Raw genomic sequence first — 26,228 nt, 5'->3', positions numbered from 1 at the left:
ATCACCTTTCTCTTAAAAATCGTTCAATTGCTGCAAATAATTGATGCTGGTCTGCATCATGACAAACATGGTGTTTGGAGTTCTCAAGGAAAAGCAATTCCTTATCATTTGTAGGAATCGTTTGATATATATAGTCCGCACTTTTTTTCGGAACAACACCATCGATTTCTCCTTGTACAACTAATGTGGGAATATCGAGTTGCTGGAGTGATGGTCTCAAGGCTTTAACAAGCTTTTGAAACTGAAACGTAGCACTTATTGGTGTTTCTTTAAATTTCTTTCGATATCTTTTATATAGTACATTTTCAGCAAGATTTCCCCGCAAGCCATCTATAGTCATATCTTTAACGTCGATTAACATTTGCTTAGGATTTAAATAATATGCAGCTGCACTTAACAGAACAAGCTTATTAATAGGATATTTCGTAGCTAAATGTGCTGAAATAATGCCTCCCATTGAAAAACCAATCAAGTAAATTGTATTACATTTTTTTTGTAGATCTTTAATATTTTCTTCTACTTCTTGAATCCATTTTTCGTAACCTACCCCCTTTAAATTAAGCTGTTCACCATGTCCAGGTAAGGTCACCATCTCAATATGCCAATTTGTTCTTGTTTCTAGGTAATTGACTAAAGGCTCTACTTCAAAAGGTCCTCCTGTAAAGCCATGAACGCATAAACAACCAATCATTTTTATCTCACCTTTTTATCATCATCTTTTTTATATTTAGCTTTCCATTATACTAACGCAGTATAATTAATAAATATTTTGGTTCGACAACTTAGTATGAAATCGACTTATTTCCCAAGAAATATGTCGATGGATGAAGTGAATTTGTAGTTTAATGGGAGGGTAACTAAATCGCAAATAAAATGCATGATAGTTTTAACCTAAAATGAATTTTAACATTTTCTCAATGTTCATCAATAGAAAAATAATACAATATATCAATCGTTTTACTCTATTTGTTCACTCTGCGGATTCGAGGGTCGGTAATTATTTTTCCTTCTATAAAAGCTACATTAGCTATGCTGACTTTGCAAACGCGGTATTAGATGAGATTGAGAAACCTCAATATTTGAATGTAAGAATTAAATTTGTAGTGAAAAGCGTATTATCCACAGTAAAAATGCCTGTTAACTCAGTGTTTTAATACAAATGAGTGACAGGCATTTTTTTATAATAATAAATATTTATAGTAAGCAGGGAATTCTCTAAGTAATGAGTAAACATCTCTATACTCAAATATCTCTGCATGTGCTGACGATGTTTCTTCAAAGCCAACTTTTTTAAAAGCTAACTTTGTCCTAGTTATGTGGAAATATTGACTGATGATCATAACTGAACTGAAGTTCTCTTCTTTACTGATTTTTATAGCATTTTCTGCTGTCATAAAGGAATTATAACCATTGCTATCAACGAAAACACTTGCGCTCGGTACGCCCTTTTTCACTAAATAATCTTTCATAACAACAGCTTCATCAAAGCCTTCTTTTCCAATGCCACCACTAACAATCACATACTTAAAATAGCCCTGTTCATAAAGTTCCAATGACTTATCTAATCTTGCCTTCAATCTTTTTGCAGGTTGCCCGCTCATTTCCACTTTATTTCCCAATACAACCGCTGCATCTACAATTTCCAGCTCATCACTCAATCCATCAATAATGATCACAACTGTATGAATGAAAAACCAGATCATGAAACCAAGTGCGATGTATATAGAAACTTTTTTTACCCTTGACCGCATATCATCCCTACTTATATATTTGATTCATTCATATTCGTTCCGCAAATTTAGAAAAATCTATAAAAAACCGGCAAGTAAATCCACAAATAAATCGACAAGTGACAGGCACTTGTCGATGCTGGCACCCACCGAATTTTGCCGTATTCTTTCGGCTTTTACTTTTATACTTTATTTAAATGTCATCGCTGCATGCACCGCTTTTTTCCACCCTGAATAGAGTTCATTTCGGCGTTTTTCAGTCATTGAAGGGGCAAAGCGTTGGTCTATTTGCCACTGTTTTGATATTTCTTCTTGATCTTTCCAATACCCAACTGCTAAACCAGCAAGGTACGCCGCACCTAATGCAGTTGTTTCATTGATTACAGGTCGTTCAACAGGTACACCCAAGATATCACTTTGGAAGTTCATCAAAAATTCATTCCTAACAGCTCCCCCATCTACACGTAGGGTTTTCAGCGAAATACTAGCATCCGCTTCCATTGCTGCTAATACATCTCTGGTTTGGTATGCTAGCGACTCTAGTGTAGCACGTACAAAATGTTCTTTTGTTGTACCTCTTGTCAGACCAAAAATCGCTCCACGAACATCACTATCCCAATAAGGAGTTCCTAAACCGACAAATGCAGGTACAACATACACGCCATCCGAGGAATCTACCCGTAAAGCATATTGTTCACTGTCCTTTGCATTTGCGAACATCCTCAATCCATCACGTAACCATTGCACAGCTGAACCCGCTACGAAAATGCTGCCTTCAAGCGCATACTCTACCTTGCCGTTCACTCCCCACGCAATGGTTGTTAGCAAGCCATGTTTTGATGCAACAGCTTTTTCACCCGTATTCATTAACATAAAACATCCGGTTCCATACGTGTTTTTAGCCAATCCTTTGTCAAAGCAAGCTTGCCCAAACAGCGCGGCCTGTTGGTCACCAGCTACACCTGCAATTGGAACTTCTTGACCAAAGAAGTGATAATGGGCTGTTTTTCCATATATTTCAGAGGAAGACTTTACTTGCGGTAACATTGCTTTGGGTATAGTTAAAACCTCAAGTAACTGATCATCCCATTTCAAATCATAAATATTAAACATTAACGTCCGCGATGCATTTGTATAATCAGTGACATGGACTTTGCCTCCCGTCAACTTCCAAATTAGCCACGTGTCAATTGTTCCAAATAACAATTGACCTTTTTCAGCTTTTTCTCTTGCACCCTCTACATTGTCTAAAATCCACTTTATCTTTGTGCCTGAAAAATATGCATCAATTAATAACCCTGTTTTTTCGTGAAATAAATCATTATACCCCTTAGATTTTAACTCATCACAAATTTCAGCAGTTTGTCTTGATTGCCAAACAATTGCATTATAAACAGGCTGCCCGGTTTCTCTATTCCATACAACCGTTGTTTCACGTTGATTAGTAATTCCAATCCCAGCTATTTGTTGGGGTTTAATTCCGGATTCCGATAATACCGCAGCAATTACCGCAAGAATCGAACCCCAAATTTCATTTGCATTATGTTCAACCCAACCTGGATTAGGGAAAATTTGTGTGAACTCCTTTTGAGCGACATGAATAATTTTACCTTGTTTATTAAAAAGAATAGCTCTTGAACTTGTAGTGCCTTGGTCTAAAGATAATATGTAATTCTCCAAAAACTTCCTCTCCTTTCCCTACTAAAAAGGATATTTTAACTACTAGGTTTTTATTTCGATATTTACTTATTAATTCCCTATCATTTTTTAAAATATAGTTATTGTACGTGCTCGGAGCAGCCTTATGAAGAGGTTTTCTCTGCCTTTTTTACCTCACTTTACCCTTCATCGGCCTTATGAAGAGGTTTCCTCTGTCTTTTTTACCTCACTTTACCCTTCATCGGCCTTATGAAGAGGTTTCCTCTGTCTTTTTTACCTCACTTTACCCTTCATCGGCCTTATGAAGAGGTTTCCTCTGCCTTTTTTACCTCACTTTACCCTTCATCGGCCTTATGAAGAGGTTTTATCTGCCTTTTTTACCTCACTTTACCCTTCATCGGCCTTATGAAGAGGTTTCCTCTGCCTTTTTTACCTCGCTTTACCCTTCATCGGCCTTATAAAGAGGTTTCCTCTGCCTTTTTTACCCCACTTTACCCTTCATCGGCCTTATAAAGGTCTTCAATCGGCTACTTTCACATCACCTTGTCCTTCATCTTTATGTAAGACCTTCACTGACATCTTTACTTCACTTCCCCCTTTCTTACCACCCTATTCAAACGCTTCATCCGTTCCCTTCTTCAATAAAAAAACACACTGCGCTTCATATAAATATACGAAATGCAGTGTGTTTTTTTACTTTATAGTCGATCTAATTACTTTAGCCTCTATAATTAACGCAGTTAAAACGGGATTGCAACTACTGACTCCCACTTCAACTCCAACCAACAAACAACCCGCTTTACTTACCTAATCCTTCTTTAACAATCGCCTCTTCAAGCGCAGCTAACGCTTCATTTTCGTCTGAGCCTTCTGCTGTAATTTTAATTTCAGCATCAACTGGGATTCCTAGAGACATAACGCCCATAATTGATTTTAGGTTAACTGAACGGCCATTGTACTCAAGATTAATATCACTATTATATCGACCTGCAATTTGCACAAGAACTGTAGCAGGACGTGCATGTACACCAGATTCACTAATTACTTTAAATGTTTTTTCAGTCATTTTTCATTTCTCCTTTTATTTAAGCTGTATTAAGCGTTTTGATTTAGGCTCCAGGCACTGTCCTGGGATGACACGGCCGACCGGGGTTTCCTCGGCTTGCGCTTGCAGTGCAACGCCTAGAATAACTGCCAAATATTATTGTTTTACATCTTTTTTCAAGAACCCAAGCATAATCGCTGTAACAAATGCACCAATTAAAATTGCAACTACATACATCAGTGGATTACCTTCCACTAACGGAATAACAAATGCACCGCCATGTGGAGCAGGAAGGCCGATACCAAATAACATGGATAAGGCACCCGCAACTGCAGAACCCACAATAACTGAAGGAATTACTCGTCCTGGGTCAGCGGCAGCAAACGGAATGGCTCCTTCTGTAATAAAAGTAGCACCCATAATGTAGTTAGTTTTACCAGCTTCTCTTTCTGCATCGGTAAATTTCTTTTTAAATAATGTTGTAGCAAGAGCAATCCCTAACGGCGGCACCATACCACCTGCCATGATCGCAGCATGCGGTGCTAAGTTGCCGGCATCAATCATTGCAATTCCAAATGTAAACGCCGCTTTATTAATCGGTCCACCCATATCAACTGCCATCATTCCACCTAAGATAAGTCCCATTAATAATAGGTTTCCAGCGCCCATACCTTCTAACCATACCGTTAAAGCATCATTGATAAACTTAACAGGCTCAATGATAATGAACTGCATAATCAAACCAGTAAATAAAATACCAAATAACGGATATAATAGCACTGGTTTAATACCTTCCAAGGAAACAGGTAACCCGGCAAACCCTTTTTTCAATCCGATTACTAAATAACCTGCTAAGAATCCGGCAATTAAGCCACCTAGGAAACCGGCACCTCCTGTATAAGCAAGCAAGCCACCTACCATACCAGGAGCAAAACCTGGACGGTCAGCTATACTCATTGCAATAAAACCAGCTAACACAGGAATCATTAGTCCAAATGCACCAGTTCCACCGCCAATGGTATTTAATGCAGCCGCAATCGGATTGTACGATGGATCATTGGGGTCAGCAGCGTTAATACCAAAGATAAACGAAATGGCAATTAAAATCCCGCCACCTACAACAAACGGCAGCATGTTGGAAACACCGCTCATTAAATGCTTATAAAATCCAGAGCGTTCTTTTGGTCTATCGTCATTGACTTGACTATCTAATGCTATTCCTGCTTTGCCTTCGTATATTGGAGCATCCTGTTTGTTTACCGCTCTATCTAATAACTCTTGTGGTTTACGAACAGCTTGCGCTACTGGCACTTGAATCACAGGTTTGCCTTTAAATCGTTCCATCTCAACCTGTTTATCAGCGGCAACAATAATTACATCTGCATCCTCAATATCACTCGCTGTTAAAACGTTTTTAGCACCGCTTGATCCATTTGTTTCTACTTTAATATCAAGGCCAAGCTCTTTTGCTTTATCCTTTAATGCTTTCTCGGCCATATAGGTGTGAGCAATTCCAGTTGGACAAGCCGTAACTGCTAGAATTCTCCCTTTAGTTGCCGATACAGCTTTTTGCGCGATCTCAGGCTCCGCTTGTTTCGGTTCCTGTTCACCTGCTAACTCGGCTTCTTTAGCATCAATAATGTTTAAGATTTCTTTCTCTGAGGTTGCAGTTTCCAGCTTTCCACGGATGTCTTCATCCATTAACAGCATCGATAATCTTGATAAAGTTTCTAAATGCGCATTATTGGCTCCCTCACTAGCGGCAATCATAAAAAATAATTTACTAGGCTGTCCATCTAACGCCTCGTAATCAATACCTGCTGTAGAACGGCCAAATGCAATCGCAGGCGTTTTCACAGCATTTGTTTTCGCATGTGGAATAGCAATCCCTTCTCCTAAGCCTGTCGTACTTTGTGCCTCACGAGCTAGAATCGCCTCTTTATATTTCTGTTTATCATTTAATCTGCCAGCACTATGAAGTTTATTAACTAATTCATCAATTACCGCAGCTTTACTAGTCGATTGTAAATCCAGAATAATCGTATCTAATCTTAATAATTCTGTTATTCTCATGCTGTTATCTCCTTTATAATTTTTCCACTTTAACTTGTGGTAGGAGTTTCTCTACTTCTGATTTCGTGCACAAATCCTCTGAAAAGGCGGTTGCACTACCAGCGGCAACACCAAATTGGAAAGCCTTTAATAAATCATTGTGTTGAACATATGAAGATAAAAATCCAGCTACCGTTGAATCCCCTGCACCGACAGTGTTTTTTACAACACCTGTGGGTGCGTGTGCAACGGCTTTTAAACCTTCACTAATAAATACGGCGCCATCACCGCCTAGTGAAACAATAATATGGCTTGGGCCTTTTTGAAGTAATTCACTGCCATATTGGATAGCATCTTCAACGGAATGGATTTTAACATCTAATAAGTCCTCTAACTCATGTTGATTAGGTTTAATCAAAAATGGTTTATAATCTAAAATTCGTTCAAACGCATTTCCTGATGTATCAATAATAAAAGGAATATTCTTTTCAATACAGCGTTCAGCCACAATCTCATAAAAATCCGCTGCAACAGACTGTGGTAAACTTCCTGCCATCACTAAAAAGTCCTCAGCTGTTAACTTTGAAATCTTATCAAGAAGCTCGGTTTGTTTTACCTGTGAAACATAAGGGCTATTGCCGTTAACTTCAGTTTCTTGATCAGTTTTCAATTTAATATTAATTCTCGTTGGCTCATCTAACTGTACGAAATCACAAGCTATTTCTGCACTAGACAATTGTTCCTTAATATATACTCCAGTGAAACCGCCTAAATAACCAAGAGCCGTACTGTTCACGCCTAGATTATGAAGAACACGTGATACATTAATACCTTTGCCACCAGGATAAAAGGCGGTGGCGGTGGCTCGGTTTAAGCTCCCAAGCGTAACATTGTCAGCTCTGACAATATAATCAATAGAAGGGTTGAGAGTTAGTGTGTAGATCATGTTGACACAACCTTTATGAATGTATTTTTACGGTATGGTGCTAGTATTTCTTGATCACTTTCATTTGTAATAATGGTGGCTTTTTCAAGATCGGTTATTTTCGCAAAGGTAATCTCATTAAATTTACTATGATCTGCTAATACAAATGCTTGCTGCGATAGTCTTATCGCCAAGCTTTTTATTAATGCCTCCTCAGGGTCAGGTGTAGTAAAACCACAATCAATTTGGATACCATTAACACCTATAAAACATTTATCAAACCGATATTGTTGAATCCCTTCTAACGCACCCCGGCCGATGAAAGCCTTAGTTTTCTTTTTTATTAATCCACCTGTTGAATAAGTTTCGATATCTTGTTCAAGTAGAGTTTCCAAATGAGTAATACCATTTGTTACTACTTTGATATTTTTTGAAGTAATATATGCAATCATTTGATGTGTGGTTGTTCCTGCATCTAAATATAGACAATCTCCGTCATTAACTAAACTAGCTGCATATTTGGCAATGGCATCTTTTTCATCCAAATTTTTCGCTAACTTTTCAAAAACACTTAGCTCTTCACCTTTTTGATGCAGTAATGATGCACCACCATGAACACGTTTGAGTTTTTTTTCATTTTCTAACTGAATTAAATCACGACGAATTGTTGATTCTGATGCGTCCGTTGCATCTACTAACTCCTGTAGTTTCACAATTTCTTTTTCCGTCAATAAAGATAATATTTTCCGATGTCTTTCTGGTGTAAGCAATGCTTTTACCTCCGTTTGAAAGAAAAAATCTTTCTGCTTATATAATAGAATATGTGCTTTCTTAAATCAATCATTTTCATTCATAAACACTCAATTTCAATCACATAAGTTCACAAAACAGTCAAAAACACTCAAGTATCCTTGGTTACTATTTTACCCATCCAACACAAAAACCTTGGTAGTTCAACCAAGGTTTTTGTTTATTTTGGTAATATGAAAGTAAAAGTAGTACCTTTTTCGGAGCTTTCTTTTAAAATTAAGTCACCGCCTAGTGCTTTTGCAATCATTTTACTGAATGTAAGGCCAAGGCCAAGGCCGTGCATTTTATTTTTCTTGTTGTTTCCGCGATAAAAGCGTTCAAAAATGAAAGATTGTTCCTCGATCGGAATTCCTGTTCCATTATCCTTCATCTCAATTAAGATCAAATTGTTTTGTTCCTGTAACTTTACTTCAATCACACATGCCCTTTGGCATGCTTGTTTTGCATTATTTAATAAGTTAATAATAATTTGCTGAATTCGCAATGGATCGTTCACAATGTTGTATTTCTCATCAGGAAGTTGGATGCTCACCTCTACTTCATCGTCTTGCGTAATTTGCCATTGATGAACCATTTCTTTTATAGAATCATTAACATTAATTAATTCTTTCCTAATACGAACTTTTCCGGTTGCAAACGTATTGAAATCCAGCAAATCCTCGACCATTTTTTGAAGTCTATAAGTCTCGCGTTGACATATAGCTAAAAATTCTTTCGCTTCATCCCCCGTAACCACCTCATCTTTAACAGCCTGAATTAAACCACTTATCGAAGTTACAGGTGTTTTCAATTCATGAGTAACCCCCGCTAAAAGTTCTGTTCGCAGTGTTTCTAAATTTTGTAGACGGGTCGCCATCTCCTTAAAGGATGACTGTAGCTCGTATATTTCCTTTTCTTTTATAGTAGGATCTATCTCGATACTATAATCACTTTCAACTATTTTCTGTGCAGCTTTGGATACTTCGGTTATTGGCCTTAATAATTTTTTTGATAAAAAATAAATGACAGCCAAACCAAGGATCCCTAAGCTTATGAGCATCGAGAAAAGCATTTTTAATTCATCTGGACTTCTACGTATTTCCTCCTCTTTAAGGAGAATAAATACCCACCCAATGGCGTTATTATTATTGATAATTTGCTTTTTCACTAAAAAATACGATTCTCCGTTAGGCAAATCGATTTGTTGAACATTTTTCAATGCAGGATTGGAGATTAAATTATTAAAGTCTAATCTCGAGAAAATACTATCTTTTACACCAAAAACAAGCTCACCTCTAGTGTCGCTGACATAAATTAACGGTCGTCCTTCCGTTCTGAGAAATCGAATTCTTTCTTCAATTACCCTTGGAAGGAATTCTCTAGAGCGATTTGTTCCTACATTTTCACTTATCCGGTCTGCTAACTCTGCAGCAGTTATTTCCATAATATCCAACCGTTTTTCCGTAACAGAATGTCGAATCCAAACAGTCGAGATAATACCGACTATCAATAAGCCAATACATAAAGTTACTAAATAACGTGTTGTCCAATAGCGAAGTAAAGAAACTCGCTCAGCTTTTTTCTTTAACACTGAATTGATACCCCAATCCTCTTAATGTTTTAATTTCCCCTTCTGAAGTCGGCCAATTATGAAGGATTTTTCGTATTCTTTTAATAGCTAAATCAACCGCACGGTCACTACCATCAAAATCAAGTCCCCAAACTTGTTCAATTAGCTGTTCTCTAGTGAATGTTTGATTCGGGTGCCTTGCTAAAAATAAAAATAGCGATAAATCGCGTGGTATAAATGCTAGCTCAACGCCGTTGAGGTAGACCAGGTGACCTTTGAAGTCTATTTTTATACTGCCATAGTGAACAATGTCATCATTACCTAAAATTTGACTTGATCGTCGCAGCACAGCTTTAACTCTTGCAATGACCTCTTCCGCAATAAACGGTTTTGCTAAATAATCGTCCGCTCCGTGATTAAAACCAATAAGTTTATTTTCTATATCTCCAAGAGCTGTTAACATCATAACTGGACAAGTACTTCTTTCTCGTATGTATTCGAGGATACTCCACCCACTTAGATCAGGAAGCATGACATCCAGCAATACAAGTATTGGCTTCTCAGTTTCAAACTTAGCAATCGCAGTTTTGCCGTTGAACGCTTGGATAACCTGATAGCCTTCCTTTTCCAAATAAGCCTTTAATACCATTGAAATGGCAACCTCGTCCTCAACTACTAAAATACCACTCACGCTGCTTGCCTCCCTTACTTTTATTATAAATCTAAACTTTTAAAATAAGTAAAATCCTCGATAAATTTATCGAGGACGTAGTTATTCATTTTCAGTTTCGGCCAACTTTACTGCTATTGTTCTTTTCTCACCTAAACGGTAAATTTCAAATTCAAGTTGTTCATCCTGCTTAACATTCGTATATAAATACTTTCTAAAATCACTAACTGAGCTAATCTTATTTCCATTTACTGCAACAACTAAATCCTTTTGTTGTAACCCTGCAGCAGCTGCTGGTGAAGAAGGCTCCACACTTGCAATTACTACTCCTTCGCTTACTCCTTCCCTTAAGTTTAACTGTTCTATTTGAACATATTGGGGAATATCACTTGCATTTAATAAACTTACCCCCACATACGGGCGTTTAACCTCACCATGTTTCAGTAAGTCCTCAACGATGGGTATAACATCATTACTTGGAATGGCAAAACCTAAGCCTTCTACACCACTTTCCGCGATCTTCAAACTATTAATGCCAATAACTTGTCCTTTATTATTAATTAAAGCTCCCCCGCTATTCCCTGGGTTAATTGCTGCATCTGTTTGAATCACATTTAAATCCCATTCCCCTTCTGATGTATTGACTTGGATTGTACGTTCAACTCCACTAATAATACCCTGGGTGACTGTCTGTGAAAATTGCAATCCGAGCGGATTACCAATAGCAACAACCTGCTCACCAATGTTAAGTTTTGAAGAATCTCCAAATTCAGCAACCTCAGTAATATATTCACTACTAATCTCCAGCACAGCTAAATCTGTTAACGGATCCGCTCCGACGATACTAGCTGCAACCCTTTGACCTGATTCTAAAGAAACTTCGACCTTATCTGCATTTTCAATGACATGATTATTGGTCACTATATAAGCTTCATCCCCTGATTTTTGAAAAATAACACCGGAACCTGTACCGCCTTCTAAGTCTTGTGAATTGGATGAATAAAAACTGGAGCGCTGCTGGATATTTACAACTCCAACTACTGCAGATGATGTTTGGTCAATTATGTCTATGAAGTCGTTAGTTTGTGAAAAAGAATTACTCCTAATTTTCTCGTCTATTTCAGTTGTCATTGCACTTACATTCTTATTTTCAAATGTCGTATCAATGATCCCAATATATGATCCTCCAAACAAGGTTATCATTCCGCCAATTACGACTCCAACGGCGGAAGATATCAAAGTTTTTCGAGCACTGCCCTTAGAACAACTATTATTCATCACCATGTCGATCTTCCCCTTTTCGTCTCATTTTCTTGAACACCTCTACTATATAATTACAATGTGTCAGGAAGATGTCAGACTAAGGGAAAATTATTTCCAATGTATGTTTGAATAATTTTTCACAAAGTATTCAAACTACAACTAAGTACAATAAGAAAAGGAGGCACTTTATATTAAAATCCACAAAAATACGTATCCTTTTCTCATTTTATTTATCATCCATTCGATTCTTCTTATGTACACACTTTACAAAAAGAAAAACCGAAAACAATTGTTGATCCAACTGTTATCAAATATTGGACTTGCCTACATTTTTGAATATATTGTTCTTAATATATATAAAGCTTATCGCTATAAACCTAAAGTATTTAGAAACAAATATCTTGATAATGTATTTGGAGCTATATTATCTCAAGCAATTATCGTACCCTTTACATCCTTATTCATCACTGCATTTCAATTAGGATGGAAAACAAAAATATCGTTCGGTTTATACTTTGCCATTGTCGAGAGGATTTTTATAAAAATAGGCTGCTTTCATAATCGCTGGTGGAGAACAAGTTTTACAGCGACCCTCATTCCTCTTTATTTTTATATTAATGATATATGGTACCGCCTTATCCGAAAAGAAAATTCTGTAGCTTTAATGGTAACATTGTATAATTGTCTTTTAATAACAAGAGTAAATGTCTTATATGTATTGTCTGTCATGGGAAAAGTTCGATTCGGGTTTCGATATAAGGAATCCTGGAGAGAGCATTTCATTATTGCACCCCTTTACGCCTTTATTCTAGCCGTTTTTACTACTAGGGCTTTTAAACAAGCTGGCTATTGGCCAAAAATAAGAGTAATACTATTTTCCCTGGGTCTAGATTGGGCCTTGAAAAGATTAAACATTCTAAAGGTATACTTCAAGAGCACCTATAAACGGTTAATCCTTCACACAATTTTCATATTTAGTACCATCCAATATAAAAAGCTTATACAAGATGCAGTAACAAAGCCTTATAATAATCGCTAATTGACGGGTGAACCAATAAGTGACCAAGTCAAGTGACAGGCACTGCCCGAAAAATGTCGAATTTTGTAGAAACAGGGGTTGGCAAACAATCCAATCCCTGTTCTTTTTTAATGGTTTAGCTTTTTCCATTGTTTGAATTCCCCTTACACCCGCTCATTCTTATAGAATCTCTTTGCTCGTTTCATAAGCTATTGCACCTGCTTGCATTTTATGAAGATTTCTACAATATTCAGATGTTACTTCAAACCTTTTCGGGGTTTCAACCGAGGAAAAATAGGTCATCACATCCGTATTATGATACCAATCGCCTTCTGCGGTATACGAATGATGTATGTTCTTCCACACATCCGTTAACTTTGGGCTATATATAAATGGATTTGAAGTTTGACAACTTAAGGAAAGTGATGATGTATATTTAGATAAAATCTTACTAGCTGTAAATACATGCGGCCAATAATCCCCACGCGATCCTGTATGCGGAACTTGCTCTAAAAACTTGTAAATATCTTCATGGACATTTTTAATGCCAAACAACAATGTATATAAACGCTTGCCAAGGTCAATCCGACTGCCTACGGATGTAAATTGATTTACACGCAAGCCTGCTAATCTTATACATTTTCCATTAAAAATATAAGGAAATAATACATACGTAAATTGGAATAGCTCCTGACCTTGGAAAAGCAATGTATTTAAAACATTTGTTTTATAGTATGGATGCTGAATAACTCTTTTCTCAATATAATGTTGCTCATTAATAATGAGAGCTACCGTTAATAGCTGTAAATCACGTTCACTGAAAAATAGATCCCACACCGGTCTCATAAAAGCAGACACACCGAAGTGCGGAAGCAGGTGAAATAAATTTTTATGCTGTTTCTTGCTTTCTTCATATAATAATAACTGTGAATATGCATCTCTAAATATAAGTGCATTTGCACTCTCAAGAAACATAAAAAAGGCTGACTGTTTTTGAGGAGTTAGAAATTCTGACAATATACTGCCTTTTACATCGGTCATATTCCATCCACCGTTCCTAGAGACGAGATGTGCAAGTAAGGCCCAATGGATTTCTGGATGATTCCGATAAAATTCAAGGTACGCAGTTGTCCTGGTTATATTGTTTTTATTTAGATTATCTGTCTGTTTCTTAATACGTTGAATCAGTTTGAGTTCATGATCTTTATGGGCAATCTTAATGTTAATGGCAGGCATTTTCTTTAATTTATTTTCAAGTTTCGTAACAATCTCCTTCTGTATAGATAGCTGTTTCCATGCAAACACTGCATTTTTCTCAAATGAATATTGTTGGTATACATTTATCCCAGCCTGAAAAAATTCAACAGGCCAGTTTATTACCCGTTTCAAAGGTTGCACCATTTTCTACATCACCTCCTACATTATATTTATTATGAAAGTTAGTCTTTTAGAAACAAAAATGGACAACCTATTATACTAAATAAAAAAAACGTAGCTTGCATTTTAGCAAACTACGCATTTTCAATAATCAAATTACATATACAATTGTTTCTATAAGGATCAGGATATATGTTTAAAACTAAGATTTGAACAGTTCATCAAATTTGGATATAACATCATTTTCAACCTTGAAATAGATGTCGTCAATGTAGTTAGGATAAAACTCAAGAACTTTCCTATTACCTTCATAAAGCGTAATCATATATAACCAGCCTTCTCTTTGATTTTGGTCAAGATCAGGGGTAAATTGAATCCCCTTAATAAAATCAAGCCAAGCTGTGACGTCCTGTTGATCTTCTATCGTTTTAACATCGCCAGTCTCACCATTTTTTATTGTTATTTTATCTACCGCCTTTAAATCACTCTCAGTTAATTCTGTGATAGTGTATTCTTTTAACTCTATTTCTCTTGGTTCTTGCTGACCACATGCGGTCGTGACTAAGATAATCAATGCAATGATTAATACTACTAATTTATTCAACGTTACCACCTCGAAAATTAGAAAATCAATTCAATTTAAGTGTGAATTTTTGTCGAATCGATTATATCATGTAAAGAATATAATAGTAGTGAAAAAGATCACTTTGAACAATAGTTCATCCCCTTGCTTCTTCCTTATTTTTCAATAAATAAAAACCATATACAATCAAAAATACTACAAATAACAAGGATGATAGTTTATACATAGTCGCGTAGCTTGTCATACCTGCAATTGCACCTAATATCAACGAACCGCCACCGATTCCAAGATCAAATGCTGAAAAAAATGTTGCATTTGCTGCGCCTCTATTTTTAGGCTCAACTCGTTGAATCAGCCAAGCTTGTAGCGATGGTTGAATAGCTCCAAAACAAATGCCAAAAAACATTGCTGAGAGAACAAGACCAACTAATGTCGTTGTATTGGATAAAATGATTAAACTAATGATTCCAAATATAGCTCCAGGTATCAGAATCCACTTATGCCCCTTTTTATCATAAATTCTTCCTGAAATAGGTCTTACAAATAATAAAAATAGCGCATTTATAGAAAAGAACCAACCTACATTTTCAATTCCTACTTCAGTACCAAATAGCGTGATAAATCCAGCAATACCACCGTAGGTAAAGGTCACAAAAAAGACAAGCAAGGACGGAAAAATTGCTCTTTTTTCATATAGATGTGAAGTGAAATCCTTAATTTGATTTTTAGCACCTGGTACTGCTTTTTCATTCTTGATATTTAACAACTGACTTAAAACTAAAGAAGCAATGGTGCTTATTAGCGCGATGATAAACAGTGTATGAAAGCCCCAATGATTAATAATCCAGATTCCAGCTACCGGTCCTATAGCCATAGAAAACGTCGACGATATTCCATAGTAACCCATCCCCTCACCCCGACGGGATGCCGGTATAATATCAGAAATAACTGTGCCGTATGTTGTTGTGGAGATCCCCCAACCAAATCCGTGTAAAATCCGAACTAATAAAATGAATAATACCGTTGTTGCAAAAATGTAGGTACCGATTGCAAGCAGGCAAATAATTAAACCAACTAACAAAAATAACTTTCTTCCTACTATGTCCAAAGCCGCTCCTGAAAAAGGCCTTACAAGCAATGCTGATATTGTAAATATCCCAATTACTAAACCGATTTCTGTGTTATTCCCACCAAATTGGGTAACATATACCGGTAAAGTAGCGATAAGCACTTGGAAACCAAAAAATAAAAAGAAATTCGAGCAAGCCAGCATGATGAAATCTCTTGTCCAGAGTTTTTCTTTAACTAATGCACCCTCCATTTGATCACCTCAGTAGCTATTATACACCTATACAAATTTTACAGATATCAGCAAATTATGAAAGTTTAAGAGAAAAACTCGTTATTTTATTTAATGACAACCCCAAAAGAGATTATATGAAGTCAAAAAAAAGAGAGCCAAGCTCTCTCTTCAATAATATGATGAAGTACGCTACATTTCCTGCCTTACAGGGACCCTTGCATTATTATTATAATCATCCGTTTCAGAGTAAAAGTGCAGTCTTCTTGCAGGCAACGCAATTAATACTTCCTCGTTTTCTAAAATACCCAAAATTTCATAGTTGATTTGTTCTTTAATTTTAAGATACTCTCCCCATGCTGTAGTTTTTGTAAAAAAATACAAGAAAATTTCAAGTCCATTTTCCCCATACCGGTCGAAGGTAACAAAAATAGTTTCTTGATGTATGTCAGGATGGAGCACCAACATACTTTCTATTTTTTCAATAACATTAGCCAATTTTTCTTTTGAAGTATCGTGAGTTACTTTTAGTTGAAAAGTAACACGTCTTTTCCCCATTTCACTCCAATTTGTTATAGGTTCATTTGCCAACATTGCGTTTGGAACAGTCACAAGAGCTTGGGCGAAGGTTCGTATCTTTGTACTTCGGAAAGAAATATCTTCTACAGTTCCTTCAGCACTAGGTGTTAAAATCCAATCGCCAACCGAGAAAGGTTTTTCAATTATGATCACGATTCCGCCAAACAAGTTAGCCAATGCATCCTTTGCCGCAAGTGAAAATGCAAGCCCACCTAATCCTAAACCAGCCACAAGCCCGCTTATCTCATAACCGAATTCTTGTGCAATAATACTAAAGCCAATCGCAACAATAATAAATCTCAAAACTTTGGATAGCAAAGGAATTAAGATTTTATCTATTTTAAAGCTATATTTTTCATTCATTTTTGCGATAAGGAGTGTTGATGAGGAAGACAAATTATACAACCCCCAACAAATAAGAAATATAACTGAAGAGCGGATTATATTTAAAAATAATGTATTTGATTGTTCTAAATATGGAAAATATCGTGCTGCAACATAAGCGCCAATGATTACAAAACACCACTGTATAGGCTTTTCAAATGCTACGAAAAATGTTGAAAAAAAACCAGATGGTGCTTTGCTACTTAGTTTTATCAGTAACGTATATATGTATTTAGCAAAAACTTTTCTGAATAACAAAAACAATAAAAAAACACCTATTGAAATTAAGATGCTAATTATTTTTTCATATAAAAAAGGTAAGTCCCAAACCATAAAGCGTCCCCCTTACAGTGTTCTCATACTAACATACTCGTCCTAACTGAAATAAATGACAAAAAAGGGGACTTGCTAAAAAAAAGGCACACTTCAATTCTTCAGCTTATTACTGCACTAACAAAAAAATCAGAAACTCTAACTTAACGTAGGTTTCTGATTGATAAGTCCAAAAGCTTTCGTTTTTTATTTTAAAAATTGAACAACTTGAGCTGCAAACTCCTCTGTTTTTTCAATTTGTACCCAGTGACCACAATGAGGGAATACATGAAGCTGTGCATTTGGGAGTGCAAGTGCTAGCTTATAACTTGTTTCTTGTAACGGAATAACTTTATCATCTCTACCATGAACTAGTAAGACAGGAAACTGAATGTCTTGTAATTCTTCTTGACTCAAAGCCATTGCATCGACATGCCTTTGTCTTGGTGCAGGAAACATCGATGAAAATGATTCTTGAAATCCTGGCTGAATACTAGATTGATAGCGCATTTCTACTAAGTCACCATTTTCCGCCATACTTTGATCATATGCAAATATCTTAATAAGCTCTTTCATATTTTCAGGGCTTGGTTCATAACCCCATACGCAGTCTAATCCATCAGCAATTTGATGATCAATTCCCACACTACCCATTAAGATTAACTTATCAATAAGGTCTGGTCGCTTTTTAGCCACATGTAAAGCAATGGCCCCTCCAAAGGAATTACCGATGATTGAAACTTTCTTTTCACCTACAGTTTCAACAAAATCAATCATATGATCTGCCCAAACGTCTATTGAATATTGAATGCCTTCAGGTCTGTCTGTATAACCAAAGCCTACAACATCAGGTGCGTACAAATGAAATTGCTGTGAGAGAATTGGGAATAATAACCGCCAGTTAGCCCATGCTGAAACCCCGGGTCCTGAACCATGGATAAGCAGAACAACATCTCCTTGCCCATCTTCATGATAGTGTGTGTTAACGCCGTTTACATCAATATATTTACCGTCTTGCACCATCCGAATCTCCTCCACTTGCGATATTTTTAGGAAAAGGTTTCGGCTTGTTGTCCCGAACTCTGTAGAAACTGGAGAACTAAACATAGCAAGTAAATGTATCACCACCTGTTCCCTCTATATTTTAAAAGAAAATAAACAGAGTCCGTACATAAGCCTACAATAAATAATTCGCTGCACATTCGGTAAAACCCTCCAAAATTTCTCAAAACTTGTCGATAAAGGGTGGTAGTCATTTTAAGTAGGACACATATATAAAGCCCGCTTTATATTAAAGACGGGCTTAAAATTTCTCAAATTAATGGATATGCTTATCTTCAACATATTTCCCATAATCCGGAATAGCAATAGTATCAAATTCTTGAACTAGTTTACTTAAACTGCTTGACAGTAGTTCACCAACCATCGGCAAACCATGCCCCGTCACAGCTACGCTTGGCTTTAAAGCTTCGAGTTTCATGACAGATTCCTTTGCAGTCTTCCAATCCGGAGTCAAATATCGTGGTGGACCGCTGATTTCTTGTTCCTGTGTAAATACCTTATAAAGTGATTCTTGTTTTACTGTAACAAATGCATCACCCACTATTAGCAGTTGATCCTCATCTCTAAATAAGGAAACATGACCTGGAGTATGACCAGGGGTATGAACCCAACGGAAACCTGACATATATGGTATACTTCCATCTGTAGGCAGTTTTTCAACATGATCGGCTAAGTCTATCGGTTCATTAGGAAATAAAGGTGACATTTTCGCAACCATCCCACCTTCAACCGTTGCATCTGGTTCTGGGTAGCTCTCTTTTCCGGTTAAATACGGCAGTTCTAATTCATGTGCATATACAGGTATTCCCCAACGTTTGACCAACTCAATAATGGCACCAACATGATCAAAGTGTCCATGTGTTAGAATGATGGCCTTTGGGCGACTATTTTTTCCAAAACGCTCTTCCGCAACTTCAATGATTTCCTCAGCTGAATCTGGCATCCCTGCATCTACTAATACATAGTTTTCAGAATTACCAACAAAAATAATATTAACAATCTGCACAGTATGGCAAATGACATCTGGCATTAATTGAATACTCACACCACTTCCTATTGATGTGGCTGGGATATATTTATAATCATTACCGTAATGCATTTCTTTATCCACGCTTGTCCACCCTTTCATATACATCCTATACAAGGATATTGTCCCTCTAGTTTGACTAAATATTTACTGACATAGCATTTTAGTATATTAACCAAGCACCCTCTACTGCGTTATAAGCTGAATATGCAATTTACCAGCCAAACAATCCTTCCTTAAGATAAAAAAACATAAGAAAAGCAAGACCAATTATTTGAAAAATAATTAATCTTGCTTTGTCATAAAAGCTAATCATATTCTACCAAAATGCCGAAACTGATTTTAAAGCAGATACTGACTTTAACTCATTATTCATTCCACCGAACCATGACCAAGGTGAAAACCAACTCCAACCCCAGCCCCACCCTCCATAAATACCTTGCATTTCTACACTATTTAATTCCTTTTCTGGTCTTTCTAGGTCTAAAATTTCAATCATTACCATTGAACAACACCTCTTTACTTTTACTTAGGACTATATTACTATAAACGTTTCTAGAATTCTGTTGCCATCGTTACAAAATCTAATATATTTTACGCCCAATTAGATCAAGAGCTGGGTAAGTACATACAAACTTATATCTGCCTATTCACTAAAAAGACCGATTCATAATGATCGGCCTTTTTCCTGTATTAATGATTTCATTATTATTAATAACCCCGCCTATTATGGGCATTCGAAAAAATATCACCAAATACACCAAAAACATTACCTAGAAAACTAAAACCCTGGCCAATACCGCTTAATATAGGTCCTATCAAAAATCCCCAGCAAGTAATGACTCTTATACAGGAGAAAAAGACCGAGTACTAACTATCACTCTTTTTCTTCTGGTCAAGATCTACTCTTTACCATTTAAGTCTAGAAAATAAACTACCTAAGTGATTAAAGGCATTACCTATTTGGTTTATTCCCTGGCCTATAGTACTGAATAAACTGCCGAAAAAGAACCCTCCATAAATGCCTTGCATTTCTACACTATTTAATTCCTTCTCTGGTCTTTCTAAATCTTTAATTTCGATTTGTACCATATCAAACACCTCTTTCTAAATATTAGTTAAATTTTACCAAATACCAGCATGTTATTCTGTAGTCACCGTTACATAATAACTCTTTTTTCGCCTATTTTATAAAAGGAAGAATGTAGGTAATTAATCGTTTTTCTTCCTTCACAATTTGTAACACCCCCTCAAGGCCTGGCTTAAACCTTTGCTGTAACTCCTGAGGTATTGTTTTTGGCATCAATTTTATTTGATACAAAGGCGTTTCATCTTCTGTTGACGGTATATCGGCAATATATAGGATCTCCGCTTCAATCAACCCATATTTTTGAAATGGATACGAATCTAGTTTTATAAATGTTTTCATGCCCTTTCTAATCGAATCGATCTGATTAGATTCAATCCACGCCTCAAACAATAAAGGACTAGGCTCAATAATATACCCAATAAGGTCATTGCTATTTATTCGGGCAATTCCTTTAGCTGAATTTAATTCTGCTGATTCCTTAAAATAACCACTGGCTGGTGAAAAGATCCTAGCCTTTTCTTCATCCCCATTACCTATTTCAAAAAGAACTTCATTCTTTTCTACAAGCTTTCCCGATTGCTTATTTGTTTGAATAATAAAACCGCTAGCATTGGAAAGGATTGGCGTCAACTTTCCATCAGAAACAATTAAACACCTTGCTTGAACAAACTGTGGTACGTGATAAAAGTAGGACCAGATCATTAAAATTATGAAGGCGGAACCAAGTAAATAGAGTAATCTTCTAGAAAGCCATAATAGTAGTTTCTCCATCAAGCCGCTCCTCCTTACTGATCCAACTGCTGTTTATTCAAATAATAATAAAGGCCCCGCCTTGACATCAGCTGATCATGATTTCCAACTTCGATAATGATACCCTGATCAAGCACAACAATCATATCAGCCTCACGAATAGTGCTTAAGCGATGAGCGATAATAAACGTTGTCCGATCCTTTAAAATTAGTCCCATATTTTTTTGAATGATTTTCTCTGACTCCGTATCTAAAGCACTTGTCGCTTCATCAAAAATAAGAATCTTTGGTTTTCCTAATAATGCACGCGCAATAGCAATTCGCTGTCGCTGTCCTCCAGATAGATTCATACCTCGTTCACCAATTACAGTTTCATAGCCAAGTGGTAATGCTGTAATAAATTCATGTGCCCCTGCGAGCATCGATGCCGTAACAATATCCTGATAGGAGGAGTCTGGATAATGATAAGCAATATTTTCTCTAATAGTTCCGCTAAATAACACATTTTCTTGCTGCACAACACCTATTTGACGACGCAAGGATGATACACTGATTTGATTTAAGTCATAGCCGTCAATGGTTATTTTTCCTGTAGATGGTTTAAATAACTTTAGTATTAAATTGGCAAAGGTTGATTTACCAGCCCCACTTCTCCCTACTAAGGCCACCGTTTGCCCTGGATATACTTGAAGATTTATATTTTGCAATATATTTTTGCCGTCCTGCTCATAGCGAAAGGTTACATTTTCAAATGCAATTTGCCCCTTGATGCTAGGGATTCTTAACATTTTATCAGGCTCAGCTTCTTCTAATTCGGCGTCAAATACATCATTTAAACGTTCGATCGATATTCTAACCTCCTGGTACTCATCCCAGAATTGAATAATTCGTGTAACAGGATCAATTGCATTTGTTAGCAGCACGGTAAATGCCATCAATTGACCTACTGAAAGATCGCCATTCAATACAAGATATGACCCGTAAAATAAGACACTGAAGCTGCTTAAAGTCTTTATCCAACTGCTTAAAGATTCAATTGAAACATTTAATATTGCTGTTTTAATATTTACTTTAGCTACGTTCTCTAACTTATTTTCTAAATTCCAACGTACCTTTCGTTCTGCATTAATGGCCTTTACGGTTTGTATCGCACCGATTGCCTCCACCATATGTGACTGCATTTCAGCATTAGCTTGAAAAGCTTTTCGGCTATTTTTTTTCATTAAAGGCGTGAATGCAAGTGTTAAAATCGCAAACATAGGCAAAAACAACATACTTACAAATGCAAGTTTGATGTTATAGAAAAACATAAGTCCAAAGTACACTACGAGAGTAATAATATCCAAAAATGTAGACAGTGTACTTGTTGATAACATGTTTCTAATCTTTTCATTTTCATTGACACGGCTAATAATATCTCCGACTCTTCGTTCAACAAAATATTTTAACGGAAGTCCCATTACATGCTGATAAAAGTCTAGAATCATTCTTACATCTATTTTTTGAAAGGTATAAACGAGAAGGTATTGTCTTATCGCTGTGAATAGCACACTAAAAATTGATACAAAGATCATGCCCATCATAACAATAAAAAACAACTGTGTATTTTTGTACACGAGTACATCATCTAAAATAATTTGAGTGAAAATTGGAAGCGCTAACCCTAATATTTGAATAAATATACTTACTATTAATATTTCTAACAACGTACGCCAATGCGGTCGAAAATATGGTAAATATCTTTGAAATGAGTTTTCCTGTAGGTCTGTATTTTTTAGATTTATTGTAGGTGTAAGTATAAGCAATGTCCCAGTCCAATTTTTTTCGAACTCTTCATGTGCGATCTTCTCTAACCCGATTCCAGGGTCCGCTACAACAACCTCTTTATCTGTCACCTTGTAAACAACGATATAATGGTTGCCCTGCCAATGAGCAATTGCTGGAAGTTGTTGGTTTCTTAATCCTTTAAGATCCGTTTGTATTCCTTTTGAAAGAAACCCGATTGTTTCAGCTGCTTCTGCAAGACTTAATAAAGTTGCACCATATCTTGTTACATTTGCCAATTCTCTAATCTTGTTTATACTTAGCTTAAGATTGTAGTACCTCCCAATCATGGCCAAACTCGCAGCACCACAATCTGTTTCACTTTGCTGTAAAATGACAGGCAATCTTATCCTTTTTTTTCTAACTTTGAATTTCCCTATCTTTGTGTCCTCTGTAATAACTGCTTCTGTTTCACTTAAACTGCCCTCTAACTCAGGATCTGCAACTGTTGTATCAAATACCTGTTGGCTCTCATTTGAAACCTGACCATATCCCGAAGCAATACTTAAGATAGAATCTTTTATTTTGGGAAACCTTTTAATTAATGAATCAAAATCATCTTTAGATAATTTAAAAACCTGCACATTATCATTGGCTTGTACGGTTGCCTTTCTTGTGTCACCTGTTAATAACGCTAATTCTCCAAAAAAAGCTCCCGCTTCGAGAGTATTTAGAACCTTATAATTTTCACTATCTTTTATTACATCAACCGTACCCGAGCTTATAATATAAAAAGCATCACCGACTTCTCCTTCGGTTACAATGTTTTCTCCTTTTGAAAAATGAATAATTTGGATTTTATCTAAAAGAGACCTGAGTTCATTAGCATTAATAGGTGCCAATACTGTAGATCGCTTTAAAAATATTCTCATCGCATTGTTAGAGATATAATCGGTAAAGTACTTCTTTAATTCAGTATGACTGTCTAGTAAGTTATCGAAGTCTTTTTTGTGAAGCTTTAATACAGTTAAGTTTGCTGAAGCGCGGATAATAATTCCCGTACCTTCATCCAGGTTATGATTTTCAAATAATCTAGTTTCGCCAAAATGGTCGCCTTCTGACAATAGCCCTAAATTTAATTCTCTGCCGTCAGCCTGGGTGCTTATAATCCTTGCCTTCCCTGATAATATAAAAAAAAGAGCTTGTTCATTTTCTTCACTAGATAATACGGTTTGTCCTAATCGGTAGTTAACTATTTCCAACTTGTTAACTAAACGATCCTTTTCTTCATCATCTAGGATATTAAAAATAGCTACCTTATCAAAAATATGGTGATTACTCAGAGGTTTCACCTCCATATAGTAAACTTATATTGATTAAAAAAACTCCCGCTGTACTGAAAAGCAGAGCGGGAGTTTTCATACTAATTTAATAGTATTTAAGAGTTATTTTGTAGCTTTAACTCAACACTTGCAGCAGCTAAAGTGTCACTCAGCCATTGATTAAACAATAACTCTTTTATTCCTTCAGTAAGCTTTTCATTTAATATAGCATTCTGAATGCTTTCTACTTTAATTACATGATAGCCTTGATCGGTTGATACAGGTCCAACAACCTCACCCGCTTGTGCTCCGAAAACGGCAGCTTCAACTTGTGGAGAAAGAGCTTTTCGGTATACTTCTCCGATATATCCTCCAACAGGCTTTGTTTTTTCATCAATTGAAAGCTCCCTGGCCAGCTGGTGAAACTCTTCACCTTCTTCAATTTGATAGGCGATTTCTTTTGCTTCTCCTTCTTCTTTCGTTACAATATGGGAAATGACCGCTGTATCGAAAGCAATTTTATTTTCATTAAAAAATTGTTCTACTTTCCCTTTTGCAAGGCTTTCTTTTAATTTATCAGCAGTTTTCCTATATAAAGCCATCTCCTGTAAATCCTCAATTGTTAATAGTCGTTTTTCTAACCATTCGTTAGTTTCGGCTGCACTATATAAATTTAATTCTTGGCGAATCTGGTCTGCAGTAGATTGTAACTCCTCAACTGAAACTTCAATTCCTCTTTGTTTTGCCTCATCCACAATCACTAGCTGCTTTATCTTCTCTTCGATAGCACTTAAGTTCCCTTGTCTCTTAGCAAGAGCAATGACCTCTTGTAAAGATATAGATTGACCATTTAAAGTAAAAACCTCAATGTTTGTTAAGGACATATTTATACACCTCTTCTTAAATTTAAATAAAAAGATCTTCCTTCAATTGCTCAAGATCAATAACTAAAATTTTTTTATTAAGAATCTCGATAATCCCTTCATCCTGTAACTCTAGCATCAGTTTAGTAACAGTGACTCTTGCAGCACCGATCAATTCAGCTATTTGCTGATGTGTGAGCTTAAAATTGATCAGCATCCCCTTAGGGTGATGGCTGCCAAACTGATCAATTAATCTAACTAGTAATTTGTTAAGACGTAAGCGCACATTTAGAAATGTTAAATCATGTATGAGCTCATTTGCTTGTCTCAATCGATCCATGGTATTTTCCAAAAGGTTTAACATTAATTTCGGATTACTTTCTAGTAATCTAGCAAAATCCTCACGTCTTAATGCATACAAACTAGTTGTTTCTATTGCCTCAGCTGTTGCAGATCTAGAACTCCCCTTTTGAAGTAACGCCATTTCGCCGAAATAATTCCCTTCATGAAGAATCGTTAGAATATTTTTCTTATCCTCATAATAATGACAAATTTCAACCGATCCCTTTTTTATAATATATAGCTCGTCTCCAACATCTCCTTCTAAAAAAATAATGGATCTTCTTTTAAACTTCCTCTCAACACACCACTTAGACAACTGCTTGACATCTTCTTCAGTTAAGCCTTCAAAAAAGGGGATACCAGTAAAAAGAGAGCCTAATTGACTATGCATATTTTTGGGACTCCTTTTATGTAGGAAAATATATACATAGTATACGTGGGAGTTCGGGATAAATTCATTTTTAGTTCGAATTTTCTAAAACTTTTTACATAATTGAGCTTGTCTGCTAACTCTAGAAAAATCACTTTTTATAATGAAAAATTCTCCTACTATAACTATCCAAATCTCATATGAACACATAGCATTGTGTTCAAGTTTTGCTACTTAACTAATGAATAAAAAAAATCAGGAAGTATGTCCAAAAGGCCATATTTCCTGATTCTTTAGAATGTAATTCTTATCTTTACTTTTGAATGATGCGTAAACGTGCTACCTAAAAACTCAATAAAAGAGATAGCTGGATCTAAATTCA

At 36.1% G+C, this 26,228-nt stretch carries 22 protein-coding genes; all 22 read right to left on the bottom strand.

What is annotated here, in order from left to right; translation table 11 throughout:
- Position 1: 1 nt before the first annotated feature.
- The 22 genes from C1724_RS24445 to C1724_RS24330 all read right to left on the bottom strand — a co-directional run bounded on the left by C1724_RS24445 (position 2) and on the right by C1724_RS24330 (position 25,867).
- Positions 2 to 691: an alpha/beta hydrolase gene (locus tag C1724_RS24445; RefSeq protein WP_102349551.1), complete on the bottom strand. Its 690-nt coding sequence runs from the start codon at positions 689 to 691 to the stop codon at positions 2 to 4.
- 487 nt (positions 692 to 1,178) lie between these two features.
- Positions 1,179 to 1,751: a YdcF family protein gene (locus C1724_RS24435; protein ID WP_102349548.1), complete on the bottom strand. Its 573-nt coding sequence runs from the start codon at positions 1,749 to 1,751 to the stop codon at positions 1,179 to 1,181.
- A 168-nt stretch (positions 1,752 to 1,919) separates the two neighbouring features.
- Positions 1,920 to 3,410 carry a glycerol kinase GlpK gene (gene glpK, locus C1724_RS24430; RefSeq protein ID WP_102349546.1) on the bottom strand — a complete coding sequence of 497 codons (1,491 nt, stop codon included), beginning with the start codon at positions 3,408 to 3,410 and terminating at the stop codon, positions 1,920 to 1,922.
- Positions 3,411 to 4,188: 778 nt separating this feature from the next.
- On the bottom strand, positions 4,189 to 4,455 hold the full coding sequence (locus C1724_RS24425) for a phosphocarrier protein HPr (RefSeq protein ID WP_102349544.1): 267 nt from the start codon (positions 4,453 to 4,455) through the stop codon (positions 4,189 to 4,191).
- A gap of 135 nt (positions 4,456 to 4,590) precedes the next feature.
- Entirely contained in the window at positions 4,591 to 6,507 is a 1,917-nt protein-coding gene (locus C1724_RS24420) for a PTS fructose transporter subunit IIABC (RefSeq protein WP_102349542.1), read from the bottom strand.
- A 13-nt stretch (positions 6,508 to 6,520) separates the two neighbouring features.
- On the bottom strand, positions 6,521 to 7,432 hold the full coding sequence (gene pfkB, locus C1724_RS24415; RefSeq protein ID WP_102349540.1) for a 1-phosphofructokinase: 912 nt from the start codon (positions 7,430 to 7,432) through the stop codon (positions 6,521 to 6,523).
- On the bottom strand, positions 7,429 to 8,181 hold the full coding sequence (locus C1724_RS24410; protein WP_102349538.1) for a DeoR/GlpR family DNA-binding transcription regulator: 753 nt from the start codon (positions 8,179 to 8,181) through the stop codon (positions 7,429 to 7,431). Before C1724_RS24410 ends, pfkB begins: the two co-directional genes overlap by 4 nt.
- Before the next feature lie 200 nt (positions 8,182 to 8,381).
- Positions 8,382 to 9,791 carry a HAMP domain-containing sensor histidine kinase gene (locus tag C1724_RS24405; RefSeq protein ID WP_102349536.1) on the bottom strand — a complete coding sequence of 470 codons (1,410 nt, stop codon included), beginning with the start codon at positions 9,789 to 9,791 and terminating at the stop codon, positions 8,382 to 8,384.
- Complete coding sequence (locus C1724_RS24400) at positions 9,772 to 10,461, bottom strand: response regulator transcription factor (RefSeq protein WP_102349534.1); 690 nt, start codon at positions 10,459 to 10,461, stop codon at positions 9,772 to 9,774. Before C1724_RS24400 ends, C1724_RS24405 begins: the two co-directional genes overlap by 20 nt.
- A gap of 81 nt (positions 10,462 to 10,542) precedes the next feature.
- The gene (locus C1724_RS24395; RefSeq protein WP_102349533.1) at positions 10,543 to 11,724 is read right to left on the bottom strand and encodes a S1C family serine protease; all 1,182 of its coding nucleotides are present in this window, start codon (positions 11,722 to 11,724) and stop codon (positions 10,543 to 10,545) included.
- 1,177 nt (positions 11,725 to 12,901) lie between these two features.
- Positions 12,902 to 14,122: a DUF2515 domain-containing protein gene (locus C1724_RS24385; RefSeq protein ID WP_102349529.1), complete on the bottom strand. Its 1,221-nt coding sequence runs from the start codon at positions 14,120 to 14,122 to the stop codon at positions 12,902 to 12,904.
- 178 nt (positions 14,123 to 14,300) lie between these two features.
- On the bottom strand, positions 14,301 to 14,702 hold the full coding sequence (locus C1724_RS24380; protein WP_102349527.1) for a hypothetical protein: 402 nt from the start codon (positions 14,700 to 14,702) through the stop codon (positions 14,301 to 14,303).
- 115 nt (positions 14,703 to 14,817) lie between these two features.
- On the bottom strand, positions 14,818 to 16,002 hold the full coding sequence (locus tag C1724_RS24375; protein ID WP_102349525.1) for an MFS transporter: 1,185 nt from the start codon (positions 16,000 to 16,002) through the stop codon (positions 14,818 to 14,820).
- Between the two features lie 171 nt (positions 16,003 to 16,173).
- Positions 16,174 to 17,277: a mechanosensitive ion channel family protein gene (locus tag C1724_RS24370; protein ID WP_102349523.1), complete on the bottom strand. Its 1,104-nt coding sequence runs from the start codon at positions 17,275 to 17,277 to the stop codon at positions 16,174 to 16,176.
- 186 nt (positions 17,278 to 17,463) lie between these two features.
- The gene (locus tag C1724_RS24365; protein WP_102349521.1) at positions 17,464 to 18,279 is read right to left on the bottom strand and encodes an alpha/beta fold hydrolase; all 816 of its coding nucleotides are present in this window, start codon (positions 18,277 to 18,279) and stop codon (positions 17,464 to 17,466) included.
- 295 nt (positions 18,280 to 18,574) lie between these two features.
- Positions 18,575 to 19,429 carry an MBL fold metallo-hydrolase gene (locus tag C1724_RS24360; RefSeq protein WP_102349519.1) on the bottom strand — a complete coding sequence of 285 codons (855 nt, stop codon included), beginning with the start codon at positions 19,427 to 19,429 and terminating at the stop codon, positions 18,575 to 18,577.
- Between the two features lie 235 nt (positions 19,430 to 19,664).
- Positions 19,665 to 19,850, bottom strand: a complete 186-nt coding sequence (locus C1724_RS24355; RefSeq protein WP_102349517.1) for a hypothetical protein — start codon at positions 19,848 to 19,850, stop codon at positions 19,665 to 19,667.
- A gap of 404 nt (positions 19,851 to 20,254) precedes the next feature.
- Complete coding sequence (locus tag C1724_RS24350) at positions 20,255 to 20,437, bottom strand: hypothetical protein (RefSeq protein WP_102349515.1); 183 nt, start codon at positions 20,435 to 20,437, stop codon at positions 20,255 to 20,257.
- A gap of 91 nt (positions 20,438 to 20,528) precedes the next feature.
- Positions 20,529 to 21,206: an HlyD family efflux transporter periplasmic adaptor subunit gene (locus C1724_RS24345; protein WP_102349513.1), complete on the bottom strand. Its 678-nt coding sequence runs from the start codon at positions 21,204 to 21,206 to the stop codon at positions 20,529 to 20,531.
- 14 nt (positions 21,207 to 21,220) lie between these two features.
- Positions 21,221 to 24,307, bottom strand: coding sequence for a peptidase domain-containing ABC transporter (locus C1724_RS24340; RefSeq protein WP_102349511.1), 3,087 nt, complete (start codon positions 24,305 to 24,307; stop codon positions 21,221 to 21,223).
- A gap of 80 nt (positions 24,308 to 24,387) precedes the next feature.
- A complete protein-coding gene (locus C1724_RS24335) occupies positions 24,388 to 25,155 on the bottom strand; it encodes a peptidylprolyl isomerase (RefSeq protein ID WP_102349509.1) in 768 nt (255 codons plus the stop codon).
- Positions 25,156 to 25,177: 22 nt separating this feature from the next.
- Positions 25,178 to 25,867 (bottom strand): Crp/Fnr family transcriptional regulator, encoded by a 690-nt coding sequence (locus C1724_RS24330; protein ID WP_102349507.1) that lies wholly within the window; start codon positions 25,865 to 25,867, stop codon positions 25,178 to 25,180.
- Between the last annotated feature and the right edge of the window lie 361 nt (positions 25,868 to 26,228).

It is taken from the genome of Bacillus sp. Marseille-P3661 (assembly GCF_900240995.1).
Lineage (GTDB): Bacteria > Bacillota > Bacilli > Bacillales > Bacillaceae_J > OESV01.
Note: the sequence above shows the minus strand (reverse complement) of the source record. Positions and strands in the feature narration are given on the sequence as shown.

What these genes read in the sequence shown, in the direction of transcription:
- C1724_RS24445 (WP_102349551.1), bottom strand. Translation starts at nt 691, where the DNA reads ATGATTGGTTGTTTATGCGTTCATGGCTTTACAGGAGGACCTTTTGAA.
- C1724_RS24435 (WP_102349548.1), bottom strand. Translation starts at nt 1,751, where the DNA reads ATGCGGTCAAGGGTAAAAAAAGTTTCTATATACATCGCACTTGGTTTC.
- C1724_RS24425 (WP_102349544.1), bottom strand. Translation starts at nt 4,455, where the DNA reads ATGACTGAAAAAACATTTAAAGTAATTAGTGAATCTGGTGTACATGCA.
- C1724_RS24420 (WP_102349542.1), bottom strand. Translation starts at nt 6,507, where the DNA reads ATGAGAATAACAGAATTATTAAGATTAGATACGATTATTCTGGATTTA.
- pfkB (WP_102349540.1), bottom strand. Translation starts at nt 7,432, where the DNA reads ATGATCTACACACTAACTCTCAACCCTTCTATTGATTATATTGTCAGA.
- C1724_RS24395 (WP_102349533.1), bottom strand. Translation starts at nt 11,724, where the DNA reads ATGGTGATGAATAATAGTTGTTCTAAGGGCAGTGCTCGAAAAACTTTG.
- C1724_RS24385 (WP_102349529.1), bottom strand. Translation starts at nt 14,122, where the DNA reads ATGGTGCAACCTTTGAAACGGGTAATAAACTGGCCTGTTGAATTTTTT.
- C1724_RS24375 (WP_102349525.1), bottom strand. Translation starts at nt 16,002, where the DNA reads ATGGAGGGTGCATTAGTTAAAGAAAAACTCTGGACAAGAGATTTCATC.
- C1724_RS24370 (WP_102349523.1), bottom strand. Translation starts at nt 17,277, where the DNA reads ATGGTTTGGGACTTACCTTTTTTATATGAAAAAATAATTAGCATCTTA.
- C1724_RS24365 (WP_102349521.1), bottom strand. Translation starts at nt 18,279, where the DNA reads ATGGTGCAAGACGGTAAATATATTGATGTAAACGGCGTTAACACACAC.
- C1724_RS24355 (WP_102349517.1), bottom strand. Translation starts at nt 19,850, where the DNA reads ATGGTAATGATTGAAATTTTAGACCTAGAAAGACCAGAAAAGGAATTA.
- C1724_RS24350 (WP_102349515.1), bottom strand. Translation starts at nt 20,437, where the DNA reads ATGGTACAAATCGAAATTAAAGATTTAGAAAGACCAGAGAAGGAATTA.
- C1724_RS24345 (WP_102349513.1), bottom strand. Translation starts at nt 21,206, where the DNA reads ATGGAGAAACTACTATTATGGCTTTCTAGAAGATTACTCTATTTACTT.
- C1724_RS24340 (WP_102349511.1), bottom strand. Translation starts at nt 24,307, where the DNA reads ATGGAGGTGAAACCTCTGAGTAATCACCATATTTTTGATAAGGTAGCT.
- C1724_RS24335 (WP_102349509.1), bottom strand. Translation starts at nt 25,155, where the DNA reads ATGTCCTTAACAAACATTGAGGTTTTTACTTTAAATGGTCAATCTATA.
- C1724_RS24330 (WP_102349507.1), bottom strand. Translation starts at nt 25,867, where the DNA reads ATGCATAGTCAATTAGGCTCTCTTTTTACTGGTATCCCCTTTTTTGAA.